An 18655-nucleotide genomic window follows, 5' to 3' on the forward strand; every position below is an offset into this window, starting at 1 on the left:
GATTTATTATTTGCTGATTAGCGAGACCAACATGAAACGTACTTACCAACCTTCCGTCGTTCGCCGCAAGCGCACCCATGGCTTTCGCGTCCGTATGGCAACCCGCGGTGGCCGCGCTGTGCTCAATGCACGTCGTGCCAAAGGCCGTAAACGCCTCGCTGCTTAAGCGAATGGCGTGACCGGCGATCGTTCGCTCGACTTTGCACGCGATCGGCGGATCGTTAAAACGGATGAATTTTCATCCGTTTTTCGTTTGCGACCCGTGCAACGTACTGCGCACTTTGTTCTTTATGTGCGCAAAACCGATTTGCCGCACGCCCGTTTGGGTGTGGTCGCTGCCAAACGCCTTGCGCCTCGCGCCGTGACACGTAATACCATCAAGCGCGTGACGCGCGAACTGTTCCGACAAACGGCTTTGCCGTCCATCGATTGCATCGTTCGCCTGTCGCAACCTGTCAATACGAAAAAAGGGCCCGCCACCACGGCCAGCCTGAAAGTCGCATTGCGGGAAGAATTGACGCGACTGTTTGCTTCTCAAAGTCTGCATCAAGGTGATTCGCAGTGTTTGCCGGAGGCAAGCAAATGAAAACGATCCTGCAGTTATTGGTACGCGCTTACCAATTGGGCATCAGCCCTTTTCTCGGACAGAACTGCCGCTTTTATCCAAGCTGCTCTAGCTACGCTATCGAAGCGCTCGAAGAGCATGGTGCTTGGAAGGGCAGTTTTCTGGCGACCAAGCGCCTGTGCAAATGCCATCCGTGGCATGCCGGTGGAGTTGATCCGGTACCGAAAAAATCATCATCCAAAACTTCATCTACAACCGCTTGCGGTTGCGGCCATTCCTGATTACTGATTAAGACACTTATGGATATCAAACGTACCGTCCTGTGGGTTGTGTTCTCGTTTTCACTGTTGATGCTGTGGGACAACTACAACCGCTACACCGGCAAACCATCGATCTTCTTCGACAATCCGACCACGCAAGCAGCAGCTAAACCTGCAGCAGCGGGCGACGGCAGCACCGCAGCGGCAGCAGCGCCAACTGCAGATGTACCGACCTCCAGCGCACATGCAGCGAACGCCGGCAGCGTGCCGGATGGCGTAGCGCCAAGCAAAAGCGAGTTGATCACGGTCACCACCGATCTGGTTAAAGTCGAAATCGATACCGCTGGTGGCGAAATCCGCCATCTGGAATTATTGAAGCATCACGAGAGCTCGGATTCGAGCAAAGATGTCGTGTTGTTCGACTCCACTCCGCCACGCACCTATCTCGGCCAAACCGGCTTGATCGGCGGCGCATACCCGAATCACAAGTCCGTCTTTACAGCACGTCCAGGCCCACGCGCGCTGGACAACTCCGACCAGGTACAACTGGTATTGGAAGCTGAACAAAACGGCGTCAAGCTGATCAAGACCTTCACCTTTAAACGCGGTGAATACAAGATCGATATCAAACATGATGTCGTGAACAATACTGCTGCGGCTATCAACCCATCGCTGTATCTGCAATTGGTACGCGACGGTTCCAAGCTGAATAATGAATCGATGTTCTATAGCACCTTCACCGGTCCTGCTATTTATTCGAACACCGACAAATTTCAGAAAGTCACTTTCGAATCGATCGAAAAAGGCAAAATCGACCACGTTGTGAAAGCCGACAGCGGCTGGATCGCGATGGTGCAGCATTACTTCGTTTCCGCTTTCGTACCACCTGCTGATGTGCCACGTGAATACTTCACCAAGAAACTGGCCACCAATCTGTACGCAGTTGGCGCGATCATGCCTATGGGCGCAGTTGCTCCTGGCGCAACCCAATCGATGGATGCGACGCTGTACTCCGGTCCGCAAGAATCCAAACGTCTGGAAGCAGTTGCTCCTGGCTTTGAACTGGTCAAGGATTATGGCTGGTTGACGATTATCGCCAAACCGATTTTCTGGCTGATGATTCAGATTCACCAATTGCTCGGCAACTGGGGCTGGACCATTATCGTCCTGACCATCGTCATCAAACTGGCCTTCTTCCCATTGTCGGCTGCCAGCTATCGCAGCATGGCCAAGATGAAACTGGTCACGCCTAAGATGACCGAAATCCGTACCAAGTACAAAGGCGAGCCGCAAAAGATGAACGCGGCCATGATGGAGCTGTACAAGAAAGAGAAGATCAATCCTTTGGGCGGCTGTATGCCTATCGTGATTCAGATCCCAGTCTTCATTTCGCTGTACTGGGTATTGCTGGCTAGCGTTGAGATGCGTAATGCACCATGGTTGTGGATCACCGATCTGGCTTCACCGGATGTTCTGTTCGGCGCATACAACATCTTCGGTTTCCATCTGACGATCGGTATCTTGCCTATCTTGATGGCGATTTCGATGTTCATCCAGACCAAGCTGAACCCAACACCACCAGATCCTATCCAGGCTAAAGTGATGATGTTCATGCCGATCGCATTCTCGCTGATGTTCTTCTTCTTCCCTGCCGGCCTCGTGCTGTACTGGGTAGTCAACAACATCCTGTCGATTGCGCAGCAATGGACCATCAGCAAAAAGATGGGCATCGTGAACTAAATCTGCACCGGTAATCATCGATTACCGCAAATAAAAAAAGCCCGCGTTGTTTGCGGGCTTTTTTGTTGCCTAAAACATCTGAACAACCTATAGAATTGCTGCATGAACTTTGACTCTTCCCCCATCGCAGCAATCGCCACCGCACCAGGCCGTGGCGGCATCGGCGTCGTACGCGTCTCCGGTAAAAATCTCTCTTCCGTGATCGAGGCAGTGTGCGCCACCAAAGGTGCCGAACTACAGCCACGTCACGCCACTTTCACCAATTTCATCAACACCGATGGCAGTGTGATTGATCAAGGTCTGGCGATCTATTTCAAGGCACCGCATTCCTACACCGGTGAAGACGTGCTGGAGTTGCAAGGCCACGGCGGTCCCGTCGTGCTGCAAATGCTGCTCGCGCGCTGTCTGGAAGCAGGTACCGAAATCGGTCTGCGCATGGCGCAACCGGGCGAATTTACGCATCGCGCTTTCTTGAATGACAAACTGGATCTGGCACAAGCAGAAGGCGTGATCGACTTGATCGAAGCATCTACCGAAGCTGCTGCCAAATCGGCATCGCAATCCTTGTCCGGCGCATTCTCCAAAACCATCCAGGAGTTGGTCGACAAAATCACCAACCTGCGCATGCTGGTTGAAGCCACGCTGGATTTCCCTGAAGAAGAAATCGACTTCCTGGAAAAATCCGATGCACGCGGCCAACTCGACGGCATACGCGAAGCATTGCGCAACGTGTTCAGCCAGGCATCGCAAGGTGCTTTACTACGTGACGGCTTGAACATCGTGCTCGCTGGTCAACCCAACGTCGGCAAATCGTCGCTGTTAAATGCACTGGCTGGCAGCGATGTCGCCATCGTCACACCGATAGCCGGTACCACGCGTGACAAGGTCATCGAAACGATACAGATCGAAGGCATACCAGTTAACGTGATCGACACCGCCGGTATCCGTGATGCTGCTGACGCGGGTGATGAAGTCGAGCGTATCGGTATCGAACGTACCTGGGCCGCAGTGCAAACGGCCGATGTCATCGTGCACATGCTGGATGCCAATCGCGGCCCGACACGTGCTGATGAACAAATCGTTGAACGCTTCCCGGCCAACGTGCCTGTGATGCGCATCTGGAACAAGATCGATCTCTCCGGCCACAGACCAGCGATCGATCGTATGCCGGATGCAACGCATATCTATGTGTCGGCGACTGATTTGCTCGGCATGGATTTATTGCGTACCGAATTGTTGCGACTGGTCGGTTGGCAACAAACTGGTGAGTCGCTGTATCTTGCGCGTGAACGTCATTTGATCGCATTGAAAGCAGCACACGATCATCTGGAAATGGCAGCACAGCATGCAGCACACGATAACGAAGCAACCGATCCGGCACTCGATCTGTTCGCTGAAGAATTGCGTCTGGCGCAAGAACGTTTGAGCAGCATCACCGGTGAGTTCACCTCCGACGATTTACTCGGCGTGATTTTCAGCCGCTTCTGCATCGGCAAGTAAATGTAGTCGCTTGGTGCTTGAAGACATGACTTCAAGCACCAAGGTCTGATCACTTTGCAATCGGCTCCGGAATACTGCCGTGCAAAGAACTCAATCGACGCACTTCCGCCAGCAATGCCACGGCACCAGGTGACAGATGCGCACCCGCACGCGTCGTGATCCCGATGGCGCGCACTATCCCTTTCATTTCAAACGGTAATACCGTCAAACTGCCGGCTTCCATTTCGTACTGCAGTTGATGCGCGGTGAGCGCGGTCAACATATCGCTGTGCAAAAGCAATCCGCGTAGCAAAGCCAGATCGCCTGTTTCAACAGCGGGCTGTGGTGGTGTCTGACCCGACTCAATAAAGAAGGCTTCAAACTCATCACGCAAAGGTGTGCCGGCACGCGACAATGCCCATGGAAATTTCTGGATGTCTGCGAAGTTCAGACGTGCTTTTGCGGCCAGTGGATGCGCAGAACGACTAATCAATACGGTCGGTTCTTCAAACAAGAATTCCGTCACCAACTGTTTATCCAATGCAGGTCGCAATCCGCCGAGGATGAAATCCACCTTGCCGCTGAGCAGATCCCCACACAATTCTTCATAGGGACTTTCCAGCGAACGCACTTGCAACTTCGGATGACGCGCGAGTAGGGCGACGATGGCCGCCGGCAGGATAGAGGTACGCGCCAGCGGCAGGGCGCCTATGGTCACGACACCTTTCAAGGTTCCATTCAGAGCAGAAATATCAGCTTCGATATGCGTCAACTCTGCAAGCGCACGATCAAAACGTACGATCCAGCGTATGCCAACATCCGTCGGCACCATGCCACGCGCACTACGCAGGAACAAGGGCTGACACAATGCTTTCTCCAACACAGCATTGGCGGCACTCACTGCCGGTTGTGATAAATCCAATGCACGCGCAACGCTGGGCATGTGATGTGTCTGAGCCAGCAGTGATGCGATAGACAAGCGGCTGGTATTAAACAAAACATCCACCGCAGCAACCCGTGCACCTTGTCCGCATAAACGCACCGCATCTTCGCGCACGGCATTCAATTCACTCTCTATCCGCAATGCCCGCAACAACACCATCTCGCCTGCGCCGGTAAGCAACATGCCGCGCCCCTTGCGTTCGAACAAGGGCACGTCCAGATCTGCTTCGAGTGCCGCAACTGCGCGTACCACCGCCGATGGCGCGCGCAACAGCACTTCCGCTGCAGGTCGAACGCCTCCAGTTGCCGCAACAGAACAAAAGGTCCGTAAATGGTGAAGATTAAGTGAGGACATAGTCGCTTTCCATACATTTTTGACACGCCTGCCAGCCAGCTACCGATAAAAAAATTAGAACGGTTATACCTCGAGAAGGCAACCCTCGACAAGGTGGCAATTGCAATACTGGAAGCCGAGATTACAAATGGAGCAGCACATGTCCGAAACGAACACGGGTTTAAGCGCGATACCGTGCTATTTGATGCGCGGCGGCACTTCTCGTGGGCCTTTTTTCCTGGCATCCGATCTGCCTGCCGATATCGCACAGCGCGACCGCGTGCTACTGGCCGTGATGGGCTCGCCCGATCAACGCCAGATCGATGGACTGGGCGGCGCCAATCCACTGACCAGCAAAGTAGGCATCGTCAGCAAGAGCAGCATCCCTGACGTTGCACTGGATTTTTTGTTCGCGCAATTACAGCCGGCAACTGACATAGTCGATACCACACCGAACTGCGGCAATATGCTGGCCGCCGTAGTGCCCTTCGCACTGGAACGCGGTCTGATTACCGCGCAAGGCGAGAGCACGACCGTGCGCGTCCTCACCTTGAACACCGGCATGCAATGCGACATCACCGTGCAGACACCGGACGGCAAAGTACGCTACGACGGCGATACGAGAATCGATGGCGTTCCAGGAACATCCGCGCCCATCGCGATCAATTTTCTCGATACCGCCGGCTCGGTATGCAGTTCCATGCTGCCTACCGGCAAGGTACTGGACAGCATCACCATCGCATACCGCAATACGCATATACATCTGGATGTGACCTGCATAGATAACGGCATGCCTATGGTATTGCTACGTGCCACCGATCTGGGCCGCAGCGGCTACGAGTCAGTAACTGAAATGAATGCCGACAGCGAGTTGAAAACCTTGTTGGAAGCACTACGCCTCAAGACAGGAGAGTTGATGGGTCTGGGCGATGTGACCAATAAAAGTTATCCGAAAATGTGCCTGCTGGCAGCGCCCAAAGATGGCGGCAGCATCAGCACACGCTGCTTCATCCCACATGTATGTCACGACGCCATTGGCGTATTGGCAGCCGTCACGGTAGCAAGCGCCTGCATCCTCGACGGCTCAGTCGCGGACAAGCTGGCCGTCATCAACGACGGCGAATTGAAGAACGTCTCGGTAGAACATCCATCCGGCGAATTCAGCGTTGAACTCGCCACCGATCCGAATAATCCGCAAGTGGTGACCAAGGCCGCGCTGCTGCGCACCGCACGTCTCATCATGCGCGGCGAAGTCATGATTAACGAAACAGTATGGAAAGGTAACAACAATGCGTGATCCATTGATCATTGACTGCCACGGTCACTACACCACAGCGCCCAAGGCGCTGGAAGAATGGCGTCGCAAGCAGATCGACAATTTGAATGCACCGGATGCCGGCCCTAAAGTCGCCGATCTGAAAATCAGCGACGATGAATTGCGCGAATCGATAGAACTCAATCAGTTGCGACTCATGCGCGAGCGCGGCATCGACCTGACTATTTTTTCGCCACGTGCCAGCTTCATGGCGCATCACATTGGCGACTTCAATACCAGCGCTACGTGGGCTGGTATTTGCAATGAGTTGTGTCACCGCGTGTCGGAATTGTTCCCGGATAACTTCATCGGCGCTGCAATGTTGCCGCAATCGCCAGGCATCGATCCGGCAACCTGCATTCCTGAGTTGGAAAAGTGCATCAATGATTACGGCTTCGTCGGTATCAATCTGAATCCCGATCCTTCAGGCGGTCACTGGACTGCGCCACCACTGTCGGATCGTCACTGGTATCCGATCTACGAAAAAATGGTGGAGTACGACATCCCTGCAATGGTCCACGTCAGCACCAGTTGCAATAGCTGCTTCCACACCACTGGTGCACACTATCTGAACGCTGACACTACTGCCTTTATGCAATGCCTGACATCGGATTTGTTCAGCGACTTCCCGACGTTGAAGTTCCTGATTCCACACGGCGGCGGTGCAGTGCCTTATCACTGGGGTCGTTTCCGTGGCCTGGCACAAGAGATGAAAAAGCCTTTGCTGCAAGATCATTTGCTGAAAAATATTTTCTTCGACACCTGCGTCTATCACCAGCCCGGCATCGATCTGCTGACCAAGGTCATCCCGGTCGACAACATTCTGTTCGCATCCGAAATGATAGGAGCAGTACGCGGCATCGATCCGGAAACCGGCTACTACTACGACGATACCAAGCGCTATATCGAAGCATCGCCACACCTCAATGCAGAAACCCGTTACCAACTTTATGAAGGCAATGCGCGTCGCGTATTCAGCCGACTCGATACGGCCCTGAAGGCCAAAGGCATCTAATAGGAGAATCACATGCAATTGAATAATCTCGGCATCGTCAAACGCAACATCGTCCGCGCAGATAAAGACGCCGTCGCACAACTGTCTCGCTTCAGCTCGGGCACCATCCATGAAGCCATGGGCCGTGTCGGTTTGATGCTGCCGTATATCCGTCCTGCCTATAGCGGCGCGCAAATGTGCGGTACCGCAATCACCGTGTTGCTGCATCCTGGCGACAACTGGATGATGCATGTCGCCGCAGAACAAATTCAACCGGGTGACGTCGTCATCGCCGCAATCACTGCGGAATGCACAGACGGCTATTTCGGCGATTTGCTGGCGACTTCATTCCAGGCACGCGGAGCCAAAGGCATCGTGATCGATGCTGGCGTGCGTGATGTAAAAGAGCTGGCAGCGATGCAGTTCCCAACCTTCTCCAAAGCGATCAGCGCCAAAGGCACGATCAAGGCGACGCTCGGTTCGGTCAACATCCCTGTGGTGTGTGCCGGTGCAGTGGTCAATCCAGGCGATGTCGTGATTGCGGATGATGACGGTGTCGTAGTGGTCCCTGCAGCGGTCGCGCAACTGGTTGCGGATGCTGCTGCTGCACGCGAAGCGAATGAAACAGAGAAGCGCGCCAAACTTGCTGCCGGCACGTTGGGTCTCGATATGTACAACTTCCGCGAACCGCTGGCGAAACTCGGCCTGCGTTACATTGATTAAAAAGAAGATGCACGTTTTGTGCATGGACAAATAAAAGCGGCGCTGCAATCAAATGCAGCGCCGCTTTTTTTATACTTGTATCTGACTTAGATCAGAAGGTGTGGCGTATACCTACACCGTAAGTTCCCGCCGAATTAAATGCCGTTTGCTTGTCATACGAATAGATAGCATAGACATCAGTACGCTTGGACAGGAAGTGATCGTAGCCAACCGATACTGTGTCGCGTGTATTGCGCGGAACCAGATCACGTGTGCGCTTGGTTTGCGCCCACTCAGCCAGGATGGAACCGGCTGCTGTCACTGGAATTTTCACACCCAGATCGACGGTACGCGTGTCATTTTTGGTGCCTTCGGCATTCGATTTTCCGAGCGAGCCATAGACCTTGAGCACTTTGAAATCATAGGTGGCACCAAGCAGATAAGCATCTTGCCGTGTCATCGGTGCGGTCACTGGTGCGCGGAAACTTTGCGCCGAGAATGCGGCAGTAAAATTACCGTTCACATAGCTACCATGCGCGCCCAGATTGGCGGTGCCTGTGTGACCAGCGACTTCACCCATGCCATACACCAAGTTGCCGGCAAACCCGCCTACACGCGGTGTGCTGTATTGAATCGCATTGTTCCAGACCGTGTCACCGATAAAGGCGCCGTTGTAAGTCGCAACAAACGATTGCAACACCAGCGGTGAAAACACCACCGACACGCCGAACGGGCTAAGCGTACCCATATTGATATAGGTTGGATTGGTCTGACGTCCAAACGTCAATTTACCGAAACCACCTTCGACACCAACATAAGAATTGCGCGAGAAGAAAGGATCTGTATCGCTGCGTCCCTGTGCGCCAGTATCGGTGCGGAAGAAACTTTCCATTGCGAAGATGGCCTTGTAACCGCCGCCCAGATCTTCGCTGCCGCGGATACCGAAGAAGGAAGTGGTCAAGCCACCGTGTCCCACTTGCGTAACCGATTTTGGTCCGCCGCTACGTTCCGATGAACTGACATACGCGCCCACCAAACCGTAGATTTCGACCTTGGAGGTCTCTTGCGCCAAAGTGCTCATCGCGGCTCCCATCGCGACGCACCCCACTCCTATACGCATCATGCTTTGATATTTTTTTTTCATTTTTGATGACTCTTGTAAGTAATTAGACAAAGGTTGCCCACCGTCCCCGCGGGCGTTTATTCGTTCAGGTGTACGAATTCTTTGGCAGATATGGCGAGCGCCATATCAATCTGTCTGCAGCGATCTAACTAGCGATCACTGCTTCTCGATCTTTGCCTTTTCGATGACGGCGGCCCACTTGGCCATATCCGATGCGAGTAATTGCTTGGTCGCTTCAGGCGTGCCGCCCTGAGCAGTCACGCCAAAACTCAAGAGGCGTTTTTGTACGTCAGGAGAATTCACTGCTGCAAGAATTTCCTTGTTCAGACGCTCGATGATAGGAAGAGGAGTCTTGGCTGGTGCAGCCAAACCGTTCCATGACGCAGCCTGATAGGCAGGCAAACCACTTTCCGAAACAGTAGGTACATCCGGCAAACCCGAGAATCGTTTGTTCGACGTCACAGCCAGCGCTCGCACGTTGCCTGATTTGATCTGTGGCAATGTCGGGCCGAGAATTTCTACCGCGACATCCAGCTCACCCGTAGTCACTGCAGTCACTACATCCGGTGTATTTTTGTAAGGCACGATCAGTGCATCCACGCCTGCTACCGTCGTAAACAATTCCGCCGCCAGGTTTTGTGTGCTGCCGCGATTGATGGTGCCGATGTTGAGTTTGTTCGGATGCGCCTTGGCATAAGTAATCAGTTCAGCAACATTGCGGAATGGTGTTTTGTTATTCGAAATGATGGCGAGATCAAAAAAGCCCAAAGTAGAGATAGGCGCAAAATCGTTGAGCGTGTCATACGGCAAACGCTTGAACAATCCAGCGCTGACTGCCGTGCCATTGCTGATCAACAGCAAGGTATAACCATCCGGATAAGCCTTGGCCACCGCATCGGCCGCCACAATGCCACCAGCGCCTGGACGGTTATCAACTATCACCGCCTGCTTCATAGACTCCGACATTTTCTGCGCGACGACGCGGATAGTCAGATCAGCAATACCGCCAGGGCCGAACGGCACCACGATCTTGATTACTTTCGAAGGATAAGCCTGCGCAAAAGCCGACGTCGATGCCGCGAACAAAATCGCCAGCATGCCGCCCTTCAGGGTCTTTTTCATTATGTTCAACATAGGTCTACCTCTATGATTATTCAATTAATTAGCTGGCTCGCTGGTAAGAGCGAGAAATACTCACATCGTTCAGGAGCGCCAATACAGACGGTCCGGATTGTCCACCAGAATCTGATGGCGTAAAGCTTCATCTGGGCACATTTCTGCAAACAGATTGACCAGCTCGCCGTCATTCGGCATATCACCAGTAATGTTTGGATGCGGGAAATCTGTTCCCCACAACACGCGGTCCGGCGCAGCAGCGATCAATTGCGCTGCAAATGGAATCGCATCACGGAAAGGTGCACCCGCCGCGGAAATTCTTTCGGAGCCAGAGATCTTGACCCAGGCACGCGGGTTGTTGCGCATCAGTGCAAGCAGGCTCTGGAAAGGTGCTTGTTCGACACCATCGGCAACCTTGGCACGGCCCATGTGATCGATGATGAACGGAACCGGGATCGCATCGAGCAGAGATGAATAGGTCAGGATATCGGCTGAATCTAGATGCAACACAACATGCCAGCCCAGATCCTTGATGCGATTGACGATACCGAAGAAGGTATCGAGATCCGGCGCGCCACCCAGATGGCGCACGAAATTGAAACGCACACCGCGCACGCCACCTGCATGCAGCTCGCGCAGTTCCTCGTCGGTCACAGTGCCATCCACCATGGCAACGCCACGATAAGTGTCATTGCTATCAGCGATGGCATCCAGCATTGCGCGATTATCGGTGCCATGACAACTAGCCTGAACCAATACGGCGCGTGTTATGCCGATATGCGCATGCAAACTACGCAACATCGCCTTCGGTGCATCCGCCGGTTTATACGTGCTAGTGGCAGCAAACGGAAATTCCGCCTCAGGTCCGAAGATATGGCAATGTGCATCGCACGCATTCGGCGGTAGCACGTAAGTTGGTTTGACCGGGTTGTAGTCCGGTGCTTTGATCGTTTTCATGCTGCCCTTACTCCCAATATATGCGTGCCATTGTTACGTAAGCGATATATGCGAACAATGCTATATTTACGCTAGCTGTTATATCAAAACGGCATAACCGAGAAATCACGCACGTGCGGCACCGAATGCATCGATTGAATAAAGAGTCAGGATATGGACCTCAAGCAACTTGAATACTTTGTGCGGGTTGCGGAGTTCGGCAGCTTCACGCGCGCCGCTGCATTTCTCGGCATTGCGCAACCGGCACTGAGCCGTCAGGTCAGACTGTTGGAAGTGGAACTGAGACAAGCTTTATTAATACGTAATGGACGCGGCGTCGTCGCCACCGATGCGGGTCGTTTGCTGCTGTCGCACGGGCTGGGCATTCTACAGCAGGTCGATCACGTCAAAGAAGCACTGGAAGCACAGCGCGGCGCCACCGTCGGACGCGTCGTCATTGCGATGCCGCCCAGCGCGGGCAAACTACTCGCCGTTTCAACCGTCAAGGCATTCCAGGAACGCTTTCCCAAAGCTGCACTCGGGATCGTCGAAGGTTTATCGGCACATATCGCCGAATGGCTGCAGATAGGTCGAGTCGATATCGGCCTCATCTACAATCCGATCCCATCGCCCGGCATGGAAATCATCCCGCTGATGGAAGAAGAGCTGTACCTGATGCGTCCGGCACCTGCTTCAAAAAAGAAAAGCGGACGAGGCAAACCCGTGCGACTGGATGAACTGCCGCGCTATCCCTTGGTCATTCCGAGTCGACCACATTCAATACGCATGCTGATTGAAACGCAGATGGCGCATGCCGGCTTGCGTATGAATGTACAGGCAGAAGTCGATGGCATTTCTGCGATCCTGGATCTGGTTTCGCAAGGCGTCGGCTACGCTGTCTTGCCTATCAATGCACTGCACACCGCGCAACTGGAGTCGGCAATTCAAGCCCATCCCATCGTGCAGCCGCGCATCGTGAGTGTGCTTACACTCGCACGCTCGCAACAACGTCCCGCCACGCCTTTGGTCACCAACACGGTTGATCTATTACTCGAGCTGGTGAAGCAACACACGTCCGGTAGCGCAGCGAAGCCGCAGAGCAATCTTATTGATTTGCTACGATAAACGAGCAAACATGCACACTCAGTGACAGTTGGGTACAATTTGCACTTGTCACACTGAGACTGAATTGGCGACCAAAGATCTGCCATCAAGAGACCCTGTGTGATATTCAGCCGATTCTGCAGCGGCAAGTAATACGCAATACATCCGCAGATGCTCCACGCAAAACGTTTCATCGCATCGATCGACGGCAAGAGCCGCTCTTTGCTTTGATATTTCTTTACCTCAGCACAATTGGAAACAACCCATGTCCGCATCTTCGAAAATCATTTACACCCTCACTGACGAAGCACCAGCGCTGGCCACTTATTCCTTGCTGCCTATCGTGGAAGCATTTACGCGCACATCCGGCATCGCCGTTGAAACTCGCGACATCTCGCTGGCTGCCCGCATCCTTGCAGCGTTTCCTGATTATCTGGACGACAAACAAAAGATTGCACCGGCACTCGCCGAACTGGGCGAACTCGCCACCAAGCAAGAAGCCAACATCATCAAGTTGCCGAACATCAGCGCATCGATTCCACAATTGAAAGCCGCGATCAAGGAATTGCAGCAACAAGGTTACAAGTTGCCGTCCTATCCAGATGAAGCCAAGAGCGCTGAAGAAAAAGACGTCAAGGCACGCTACGACAAAATCAAGGGCAGTGCAGTCAATCCGGTTCTGCGCGAAGGCAACTCCGATCGTCGCGCACCATTGTCAGTAAAAAATTACGCACGCAAGCATCCGCACAAAATGGGCGCATGGGCGGCCGATTCGAAATCGCACGTGGCACACATGGATCACGGCGATTTTTACGGCAGTGAAAAATCCGTACTGATCGCAGAAGCCGGCAATGTGAAAATAGAGCTGACTACAACCGATGGCACCAAAACCGTATTGAAAGAAAAGACCGCCGTGCAAGCAGGCGAGATCATTGATGCGGCAGTGATGAGCCGCAATGCGTTGCGCAGCTTCATCGAAGCGCAGATCGTCGATGCCAAAGCCAAGGACGTGCTGTTCTCCGTGCATTTGAAAGCAACGATGATGAAGGTGTCTGACCCTATCATCTTCGGTCAGGTCGTTTCCGTGTTCTACAAAGACGCGCTCACCAAGCATGCAGAAGTATTGAAGCAAGTCGGCTTTGATCCAAACAACGGTATCGGCGATTTGTACGCACGCATTAAAACTCTGCCAGCCGATGTGCAAGCTGCGATCACCGCAGATGTCGAAGCGGCGTACACACAGCGCGCGCAATTGGCGATGGTCAATTCCGACAAGGGCATCACCAATTTGCACGTGCCTAGCGATGTCATCGTCGATGCGTCCATGCCTGCGATGATTCGCGACTCCGGCAAGATGTGGAATGCCGCAGGCAATTTGCAAGACACCAAAGCCGTGATTCCTGATCGCTGCTATGCAGACATTTATCAGGCAGTGATCGACGACTGCAAGCAGCACGGTCCTTTCGATCCTGTGACGATGGGCAGCGTGCCTAACGTCGGTTTGATGGCACAAGCGGCTGAAGAATACGGCTCGCACGACAAGACTTTCCAGATCGCTGCCGATGGCGTCGTACGTGTCATCGATGCGAACGGCAAAGTGCTGATCGAACAAAACGTCGAAGCTGGCGATCTGTTCCGCATGTGCCAAACCAAAGATGCGCCAATTCAGGATTGGGTCAAACTGGCTGTCAGCCGCGCCCGTGCAACCGGCACACCAGCGGTGTTCTGGCTGGATGCACAACGAGCACACGATGCGCAAATCATCGCCAAAGTGAATCGCTATCTGAAAGATCACGACACCAGCGGTCTCGATCTGCGCATCCTGTCGCCAGTCGAAGCGATCAAGTTTTCCATCGAACGCATACGCGCTGGCAAAGACACCATCTCGGTAACCGGCAATGTCTTGCGCGACTACCTGACCGATCTGTTCCCGATTATGGAACTCGGCACCAGTGCCAAGATGCTGTCCATCGTGCCGTTGATGGCTGGTGGCGGCTTGTTTGAAACTGGTGCTGGCGGCTCCGCACCTAAACACGTACAGCAGTTCGTCGAAGAAGACTTCCTGCGCTGGGATTCGCTGGGCGAATTCATGGCATTGGCCGCGTCACTGGAACATCTGGGCAATGCCTACGGCAACGCCAAGGCATTGGTACTGGCCAAAACCCTGGATCAGGCAACCGGTAAATTCCTCGACACCAACAAATCCCCAGCTCGAAAAGTTGGTGGCCTGGATAATCGTGGTAGTCACTTCTATCTGGCTTTGTACTGGGCGCAAGCACTGGCTGAACAAACGGAAGATCCAGCCTTGCAAGCCGAATTCAAGGCACTCGCCAAAGCGCTGACTGACAATGAAGACATCATCGTCAGCGAATTGAAAACGGCACAAGGCAAACCAGTCGATATCGGTGGTTACTACCATCCGGACCGTATCAAGACCAGCAAGGCTATGCGCCCGAGCAATACGCTGAATCAAGCTTTGGACGCAGTCGCTTAAACCACGCTGTTTCACTCAATCATCCCGCTGGCACTCTGCTGGCGGGATGATTTGAATGACATGTTTTCCGCTGGTAACAGCCAGTCTTATAGAGAAAACCGTTGTTTTCCTTGAAATAATGTATAGCTGGCAACTGGCCGTCTCTGCATACCCCGCCACAGTTCGGTACAATTTGCACTCCGCAACGTCTGAAATCCAATTCCGACCCAATGATTAAATGGACTCTCATCTCGCTGTTTATATGCAGCGTGCTCTACACACACTACCGTGGCAAGGTGCGACATAAGTGGCTGCGTCAATCGACCGACCATTCAACCTTCATGGCGCCTATCAATGCGTTCATGACTTTGTTTTCGCCGCTGCCGGATCGTCCTTATCACGATCTGAACAGCTATCCGGAAATGAAGGCACTGGCTGATCAGTGGGAAGTCATTCGTGATGAAGCCGTCGCCCTGCAGGACAAGATCAAGGCTTCGGACAATATGGACGACGCCGGCTTCAACTCCTTCTTCCGTCGCGGCTGGACCCGTTTCTATCTGAAGTGGTACGGTGAAAGCCATCCATCAGCGATGCAAAGCTGCCCACGCACGGTCGCCATACTGGATTCGATTCCTATCATCAAGGCAGCGATGTTCGCGCAATTGCCACCAGGCGCCGATCTGGGCAAGCACCGCGATCCGTATGCTGGCTCCTTGCGTTATCACCTGGGTTTGGCCACGCCGAATGACGATCGCTGCTTCATCGATGTCGATGGCGTGCGTTATAGCTGGCGCGATGGCGAAGCGGTTATCTTTGATGAAACCTATATCCACTGGGCCGCCAACGAAAGCGACAAGAACCGCATCATTCTGTTCTGCGATCTGGAACGCAAGATGAAGTGGCGCTGGGCACAAGCCTTCAACCAATGGTTCAGCCGCACCGTGATGGCATCCACTGCAGCGCCTAACGATATGCAAGATCGCACCGGTGGTCTCAATCGCGCATTCCGCCATATTTACGCGATCCGGGCCAACGGCAAGAAACTGAAGGCACGCAACAAGCCTTTGTACTACATCGTGAAATGGTCTATCTTGCTGGCGATAGTCGGCGGCATCTTGATGATTTGATGCAAATCTGATGATGAGAAAAAGCTCGCTACGGCGGGCTTTTTTATTGGGAATATAGACTGCAGACGCAAAAATGGCTTGGTCTAGCCAAGCCATTGGTTTTGATTACAAGCAACTATTTAATGATGCAGCGCTGGAATTTCCAGGCGTTTATTCCAGGCATCCACCGCTTTCTGACTATTCTTGGCGTCTGCATCGCCGCTGAAATGCGCAGTGTTGTGATTCAGGGTACAAGTTTCATTCGTACAATGTACGTAGCTGTAAGGCAATTCGGATTCTAGGTAATGGGCTTCTTTCAGTTCTGCTTTACCACCGCAAAACGGGCAGGATTTCAGTGCTTTATCCATTTTTTCCCTCCAAGTGATTGCGTTATGTCTCTCAGTTTGATTCCATCGTTTGATAACTTGGATACTCAAGAGTTCAGCCGAATTCCCCTTAATGAATGAGTTGTTGATTTGCCTTATCGAAGGGCTGATTGATTGCAGCCACTCGATTTAAATTCTAGTACAAAACACAAACAAAAGTTTCTTAACCCTACAACTTTTGTTTGTATTGTTCTTACGCACGCACAAGCTTGCATCACACACATCTACTTGGGCTTTGCCACTCTCTCGCATTTGCTGCGTTCCGATGGCCAAGGCTGCACGTGCAAACGCTGACCAGCCACTTCCATATCCTGAAACATCGGCGGCACCGCGCGATAACTGCCATCTTCCAATGCCTGCGCAACGTCCTTGCAACCTGCATTCAGTCCGTCTATCGTGCCGCTGGCGCTCCATTTGCCATCGCTCTCCAGCGAGAAAACTACCAAACGCCCGTAATCTTGCGTATTTTTTAACAGGATTTCCGCTTTGCCATCGCCAGTCAGATCAAGCAGATAAGCATTGCATTTCTGATCTTGCCGCTTCAAACACTCCGGCAACATATAGTTGCTGTTGGAGTCCGTCCAATTTTGCGTGAGGAAGGCAGCGGGCAAACTTGCTCCTTTCGGCCAGACGGTAATGCTGTCTGCGCGCGTCTGCGCATTTGCGGCAGGGCCATCCTTGTTCCATTTGTTTTTCTTTTGCAGCGCGGCTTCCGCGCGTTTGCGGATCAGTTCAGCATCCGTACCCGTGGTCTGGACTTTCAACTTTTGCAGCGCATCATTACCGTAACGCGCACCTTCAAAGCGCAGGAAATCGAAATCGAATTGCGCAGCACTCACTTTGCCGGTTTCCAGACGCGCTAATTGATTCGCCACCGACAAGCGTGCCGGATCGGCAATCGGCGTAAACATCGCCAGCAATACCGCCAACGTTAGAAAAGCCGTCAAGACATTCGTCGGCGCAATCCGCGCCAACCACGCATCACGTTCCACCGCAGCCCACAGATAACCGCAGGCATAAGAAATCGCCACCAGCAAACAAGCTGCAGCGATCACGCGATCACTGGTCCAGCCGTATTGCTGTACCCGCAAGGTCAACGAATAAATCGCGATCAGCGTCATCGGCAACAACAGCACACACGCCAATCTGGCGCTCACGCGCAGCACGCGCGCGACTTCCTTGCCGACTTCACCGCTCTGAAATGCCGTATTGATCAACACCACCAAGACTGCGGTCGAGCCCAGCAACACCGATGTTGCATGACGCGTCGCCCACAAAGGCTCCAAGCCGGTAAAAGGCAAGCTGATGAGAAAGCCGCCAACGATCAATGTCGTAATCGGCAACAGCCATGACATCAAGACCAACAACAGGCTGCGTATGCCGCGCACGATACCCGGACGCACATCGGTAATATGCAGCGCCGTGGAAAATGCAAAGACCGTCACTGGAATCGCAAACCACGATTGCTCCAGCAGCTTTTGCAGGAAGTTGAGTTTGACCAGCATGAACAAGGTTGCACCCAGCCACAGGATCAACCACAACACACCGACAAACAGCGCCGACAACTTGATCTGTATCAGCAGTTGCCAGGCACTTTCAAAATACGAGGGATAGCGTGCGATACGACGTTGATCTTTTGCCGCCGCCAAGACCAGGGCATGCGCAATATAGAAACCCGCAGCAGCAAAGAACAGCAGCAAGCCGGAAGGCATGCGCTTGAACGTGCCACCACCTAACCAGCTGCGCCCTTCAATGAAGCCGATACGCCAGATATCGTAAATGCCCAACACTGCACAAATCAACGCAGCAACTACCATCCAGATCCAGATGCGTCGTGATTCAAGATGGCCCAAGCCGGAGATAAACAACACCGGCACAAACAGGAAGATCAGCGCCAGGGTGGCGAATAGATAAACGTTGGTCGCAGGCCAGCTCGCTGACTTCAGGGAAAAATACAGCGCATACAATACGAGGCCCTGCAGCACACCCGTCAACAGCCGCAAGCGCGCCACACGATCCGTCACTATGGCTTTGGGTATGGACAACTCTTCATCTGTTGCGGTCGTATGCATCTGTGTGC

The 18655-nt window shown here is 53.2% G+C and carries 17 protein-coding genes; 11 read left to right on the plus strand and 6 right to left on the minus strand.

Annotation, left to right across the window (positions count from 1 at the left end):
* Positions 1-31: 31 nt before the first annotated feature.
* From rpmH to mnmE, 5 genes are all read left to right on the plus strand, one after another.
* On the plus strand, positions 32-166 hold the full coding sequence (gene rpmH, locus BQ6873_RS11480; protein ID WP_011872825.1) for a 50S ribosomal protein L34: 135 nt from the start codon (positions 32-34) through the stop codon (positions 164-166).
* A 9-nt stretch (positions 167-175) separates the two neighbouring features.
* Complete coding sequence (rnpA, locus tag BQ6873_RS11485; protein ID WP_076592765.1) at positions 176-586, plus strand: ribonuclease P protein component; 411 nt, start codon at positions 176-178, stop codon at positions 584-586.
* Entirely contained in the window at positions 583-846 is a 264-nt protein-coding gene (gene yidD / locus BQ6873_RS11490; protein WP_076592766.1) for a membrane protein insertion efficiency factor YidD, read from the plus strand. Before rnpA ends, yidD begins: the two co-directional genes overlap by 4 nt.
* Positions 847-864: 18 nt before the next feature.
* A complete protein-coding gene (yidC, locus tag BQ6873_RS11495; RefSeq protein ID WP_076592767.1) occupies positions 865-2565 on the plus strand; it encodes a membrane protein insertase YidC in 1701 nt (566 codons plus the stop codon).
* Positions 2566-2667: 102 nt separating this feature from the next.
* Complete coding sequence (mnmE, locus tag BQ6873_RS11500; protein WP_076592768.1) at positions 2668-4065, plus strand: tRNA uridine-5-carboxymethylaminomethyl(34) synthesis GTPase MnmE; 1398 nt, start codon at positions 2668-2670, stop codon at positions 4063-4065.
* Between the two features lie 49 nt (positions 4066-4114).
* Here the strand turns inward: mnmE and BQ6873_RS11505 are convergent, their stop codons facing one another.
* Positions 4115-5341: a LysR family transcriptional regulator gene (locus BQ6873_RS11505; RefSeq protein ID WP_076592769.1), complete on the minus strand. Its 1227-nt coding sequence runs from the start codon at positions 5339-5341 to the stop codon at positions 4115-4117.
* A 139-nt stretch (positions 5342-5480) separates the two neighbouring features.
* Between BQ6873_RS11505 and BQ6873_RS11510 the strand changes: the two genes are divergently transcribed.
* From BQ6873_RS11510 to ligK, 3 genes are read left to right on the plus strand one after another with little or no spacing between them, the layout of a single operon-like run.
* The gene (locus tag BQ6873_RS11510; protein ID WP_076592770.1) at positions 5481-6617 is read left to right on the plus strand and encodes a 4-oxalomesaconate tautomerase; all 1137 of its coding nucleotides are present in this window, start codon (positions 5481-5483) and stop codon (positions 6615-6617) included.
* Between the two features lie 4 nt (positions 6618-6621).
* Positions 6622-7650: an amidohydrolase family protein gene (locus BQ6873_RS11515; RefSeq protein ID WP_076594089.1), complete on the plus strand. Its 1029-nt coding sequence runs from the start codon at positions 6622-6624 to the stop codon at positions 7648-7650.
* Between the two features lie 12 nt (positions 7651-7662).
* Positions 7663-8352 (plus strand): 4-carboxy-4-hydroxy-2-oxoadipate aldolase/oxaloacetate decarboxylase, encoded by a 690-nt coding sequence (ligK, locus tag BQ6873_RS11520; protein WP_076592771.1) that lies wholly within the window; start codon positions 7663-7665, stop codon positions 8350-8352.
* Positions 8353-8443: 91 nt separating this feature from the next.
* Here the strand turns inward: ligK and BQ6873_RS11525 are convergent, their stop codons facing one another.
* The 3 genes from BQ6873_RS11525 to BQ6873_RS11535 form a co-directional block, all read right to left on the minus strand.
* The gene (locus BQ6873_RS11525) at positions 8444-9475 is read right to left on the minus strand and encodes a porin (protein ID WP_076592772.1); all 1032 of its coding nucleotides are present in this window, start codon (positions 9473-9475) and stop codon (positions 8444-8446) included.
* A gap of 135 nt (positions 9476-9610) precedes the next feature.
* A complete protein-coding gene (locus BQ6873_RS11530) occupies positions 9611-10576 on the minus strand; it encodes a Bug family tripartite tricarboxylate transporter substrate binding protein (RefSeq protein ID WP_076592773.1) in 966 nt (321 codons plus the stop codon).
* An 81-nt stretch (positions 10577-10657) separates the two neighbouring features.
* A complete protein-coding gene (locus BQ6873_RS11535) occupies positions 10658-11527 on the minus strand; it encodes an amidohydrolase family protein (RefSeq protein WP_076592774.1) in 870 nt (289 codons plus the stop codon).
* 153 nt (positions 11528-11680) lie between these two features.
* On the opposite strand from BQ6873_RS11535, the gene BQ6873_RS11540 reads away from it, so the two are divergent.
* From BQ6873_RS11540 to lpxO, 3 genes are all read left to right on the plus strand, one after another.
* A complete protein-coding gene (locus BQ6873_RS11540; RefSeq protein ID WP_076592775.1) occupies positions 11681-12631 on the plus strand; it encodes a LysR family transcriptional regulator in 951 nt (316 codons plus the stop codon).
* Positions 12632-12875: 244 nt separating this feature from the next.
* Positions 12876-15104 (plus strand): NADP-dependent isocitrate dehydrogenase, encoded by a 2229-nt coding sequence (locus tag BQ6873_RS11545; RefSeq protein ID WP_076592776.1) that lies wholly within the window; start codon positions 12876-12878, stop codon positions 15102-15104.
* A gap of 212 nt (positions 15105-15316) precedes the next feature.
* Complete coding sequence (lpxO, locus tag BQ6873_RS11550) at positions 15317-16210, plus strand: lipid A hydroxylase LpxO (protein ID WP_197685204.1); 894 nt, start codon at positions 15317-15319, stop codon at positions 16208-16210.
* Positions 16211-16329: 119 nt separating this feature from the next.
* On the opposite strand, the gene BQ6873_RS11555 is transcribed toward lpxO, so the two are convergent.
* Both BQ6873_RS11555 and BQ6873_RS11560 read right to left on the minus strand, forming a co-directional pair.
* Positions 16330-16557, minus strand: coding sequence for a Lar family restriction alleviation protein (locus BQ6873_RS11555; protein ID WP_076592778.1), 228 nt, complete (start codon positions 16555-16557; stop codon positions 16330-16332).
* Between the two features lie 242 nt (positions 16558-16799).
* On the minus strand, positions 16800-18647 hold the full coding sequence (locus BQ6873_RS11560; RefSeq protein WP_076592779.1) for a DUF4153 domain-containing protein: 1848 nt from the start codon (positions 18645-18647) through the stop codon (positions 16800-16802).
* Positions 18648-18655 lie beyond the last annotated feature (8 nt).

The sequence above is a fragment of the Herminiimonas arsenitoxidans genome, from assembly GCF_900130075.1.
GTDB lineage: Bacteria > Pseudomonadota > Gammaproteobacteria > Burkholderiales > Burkholderiaceae_D > Oxalicibacterium > Oxalicibacterium arsenitoxidans.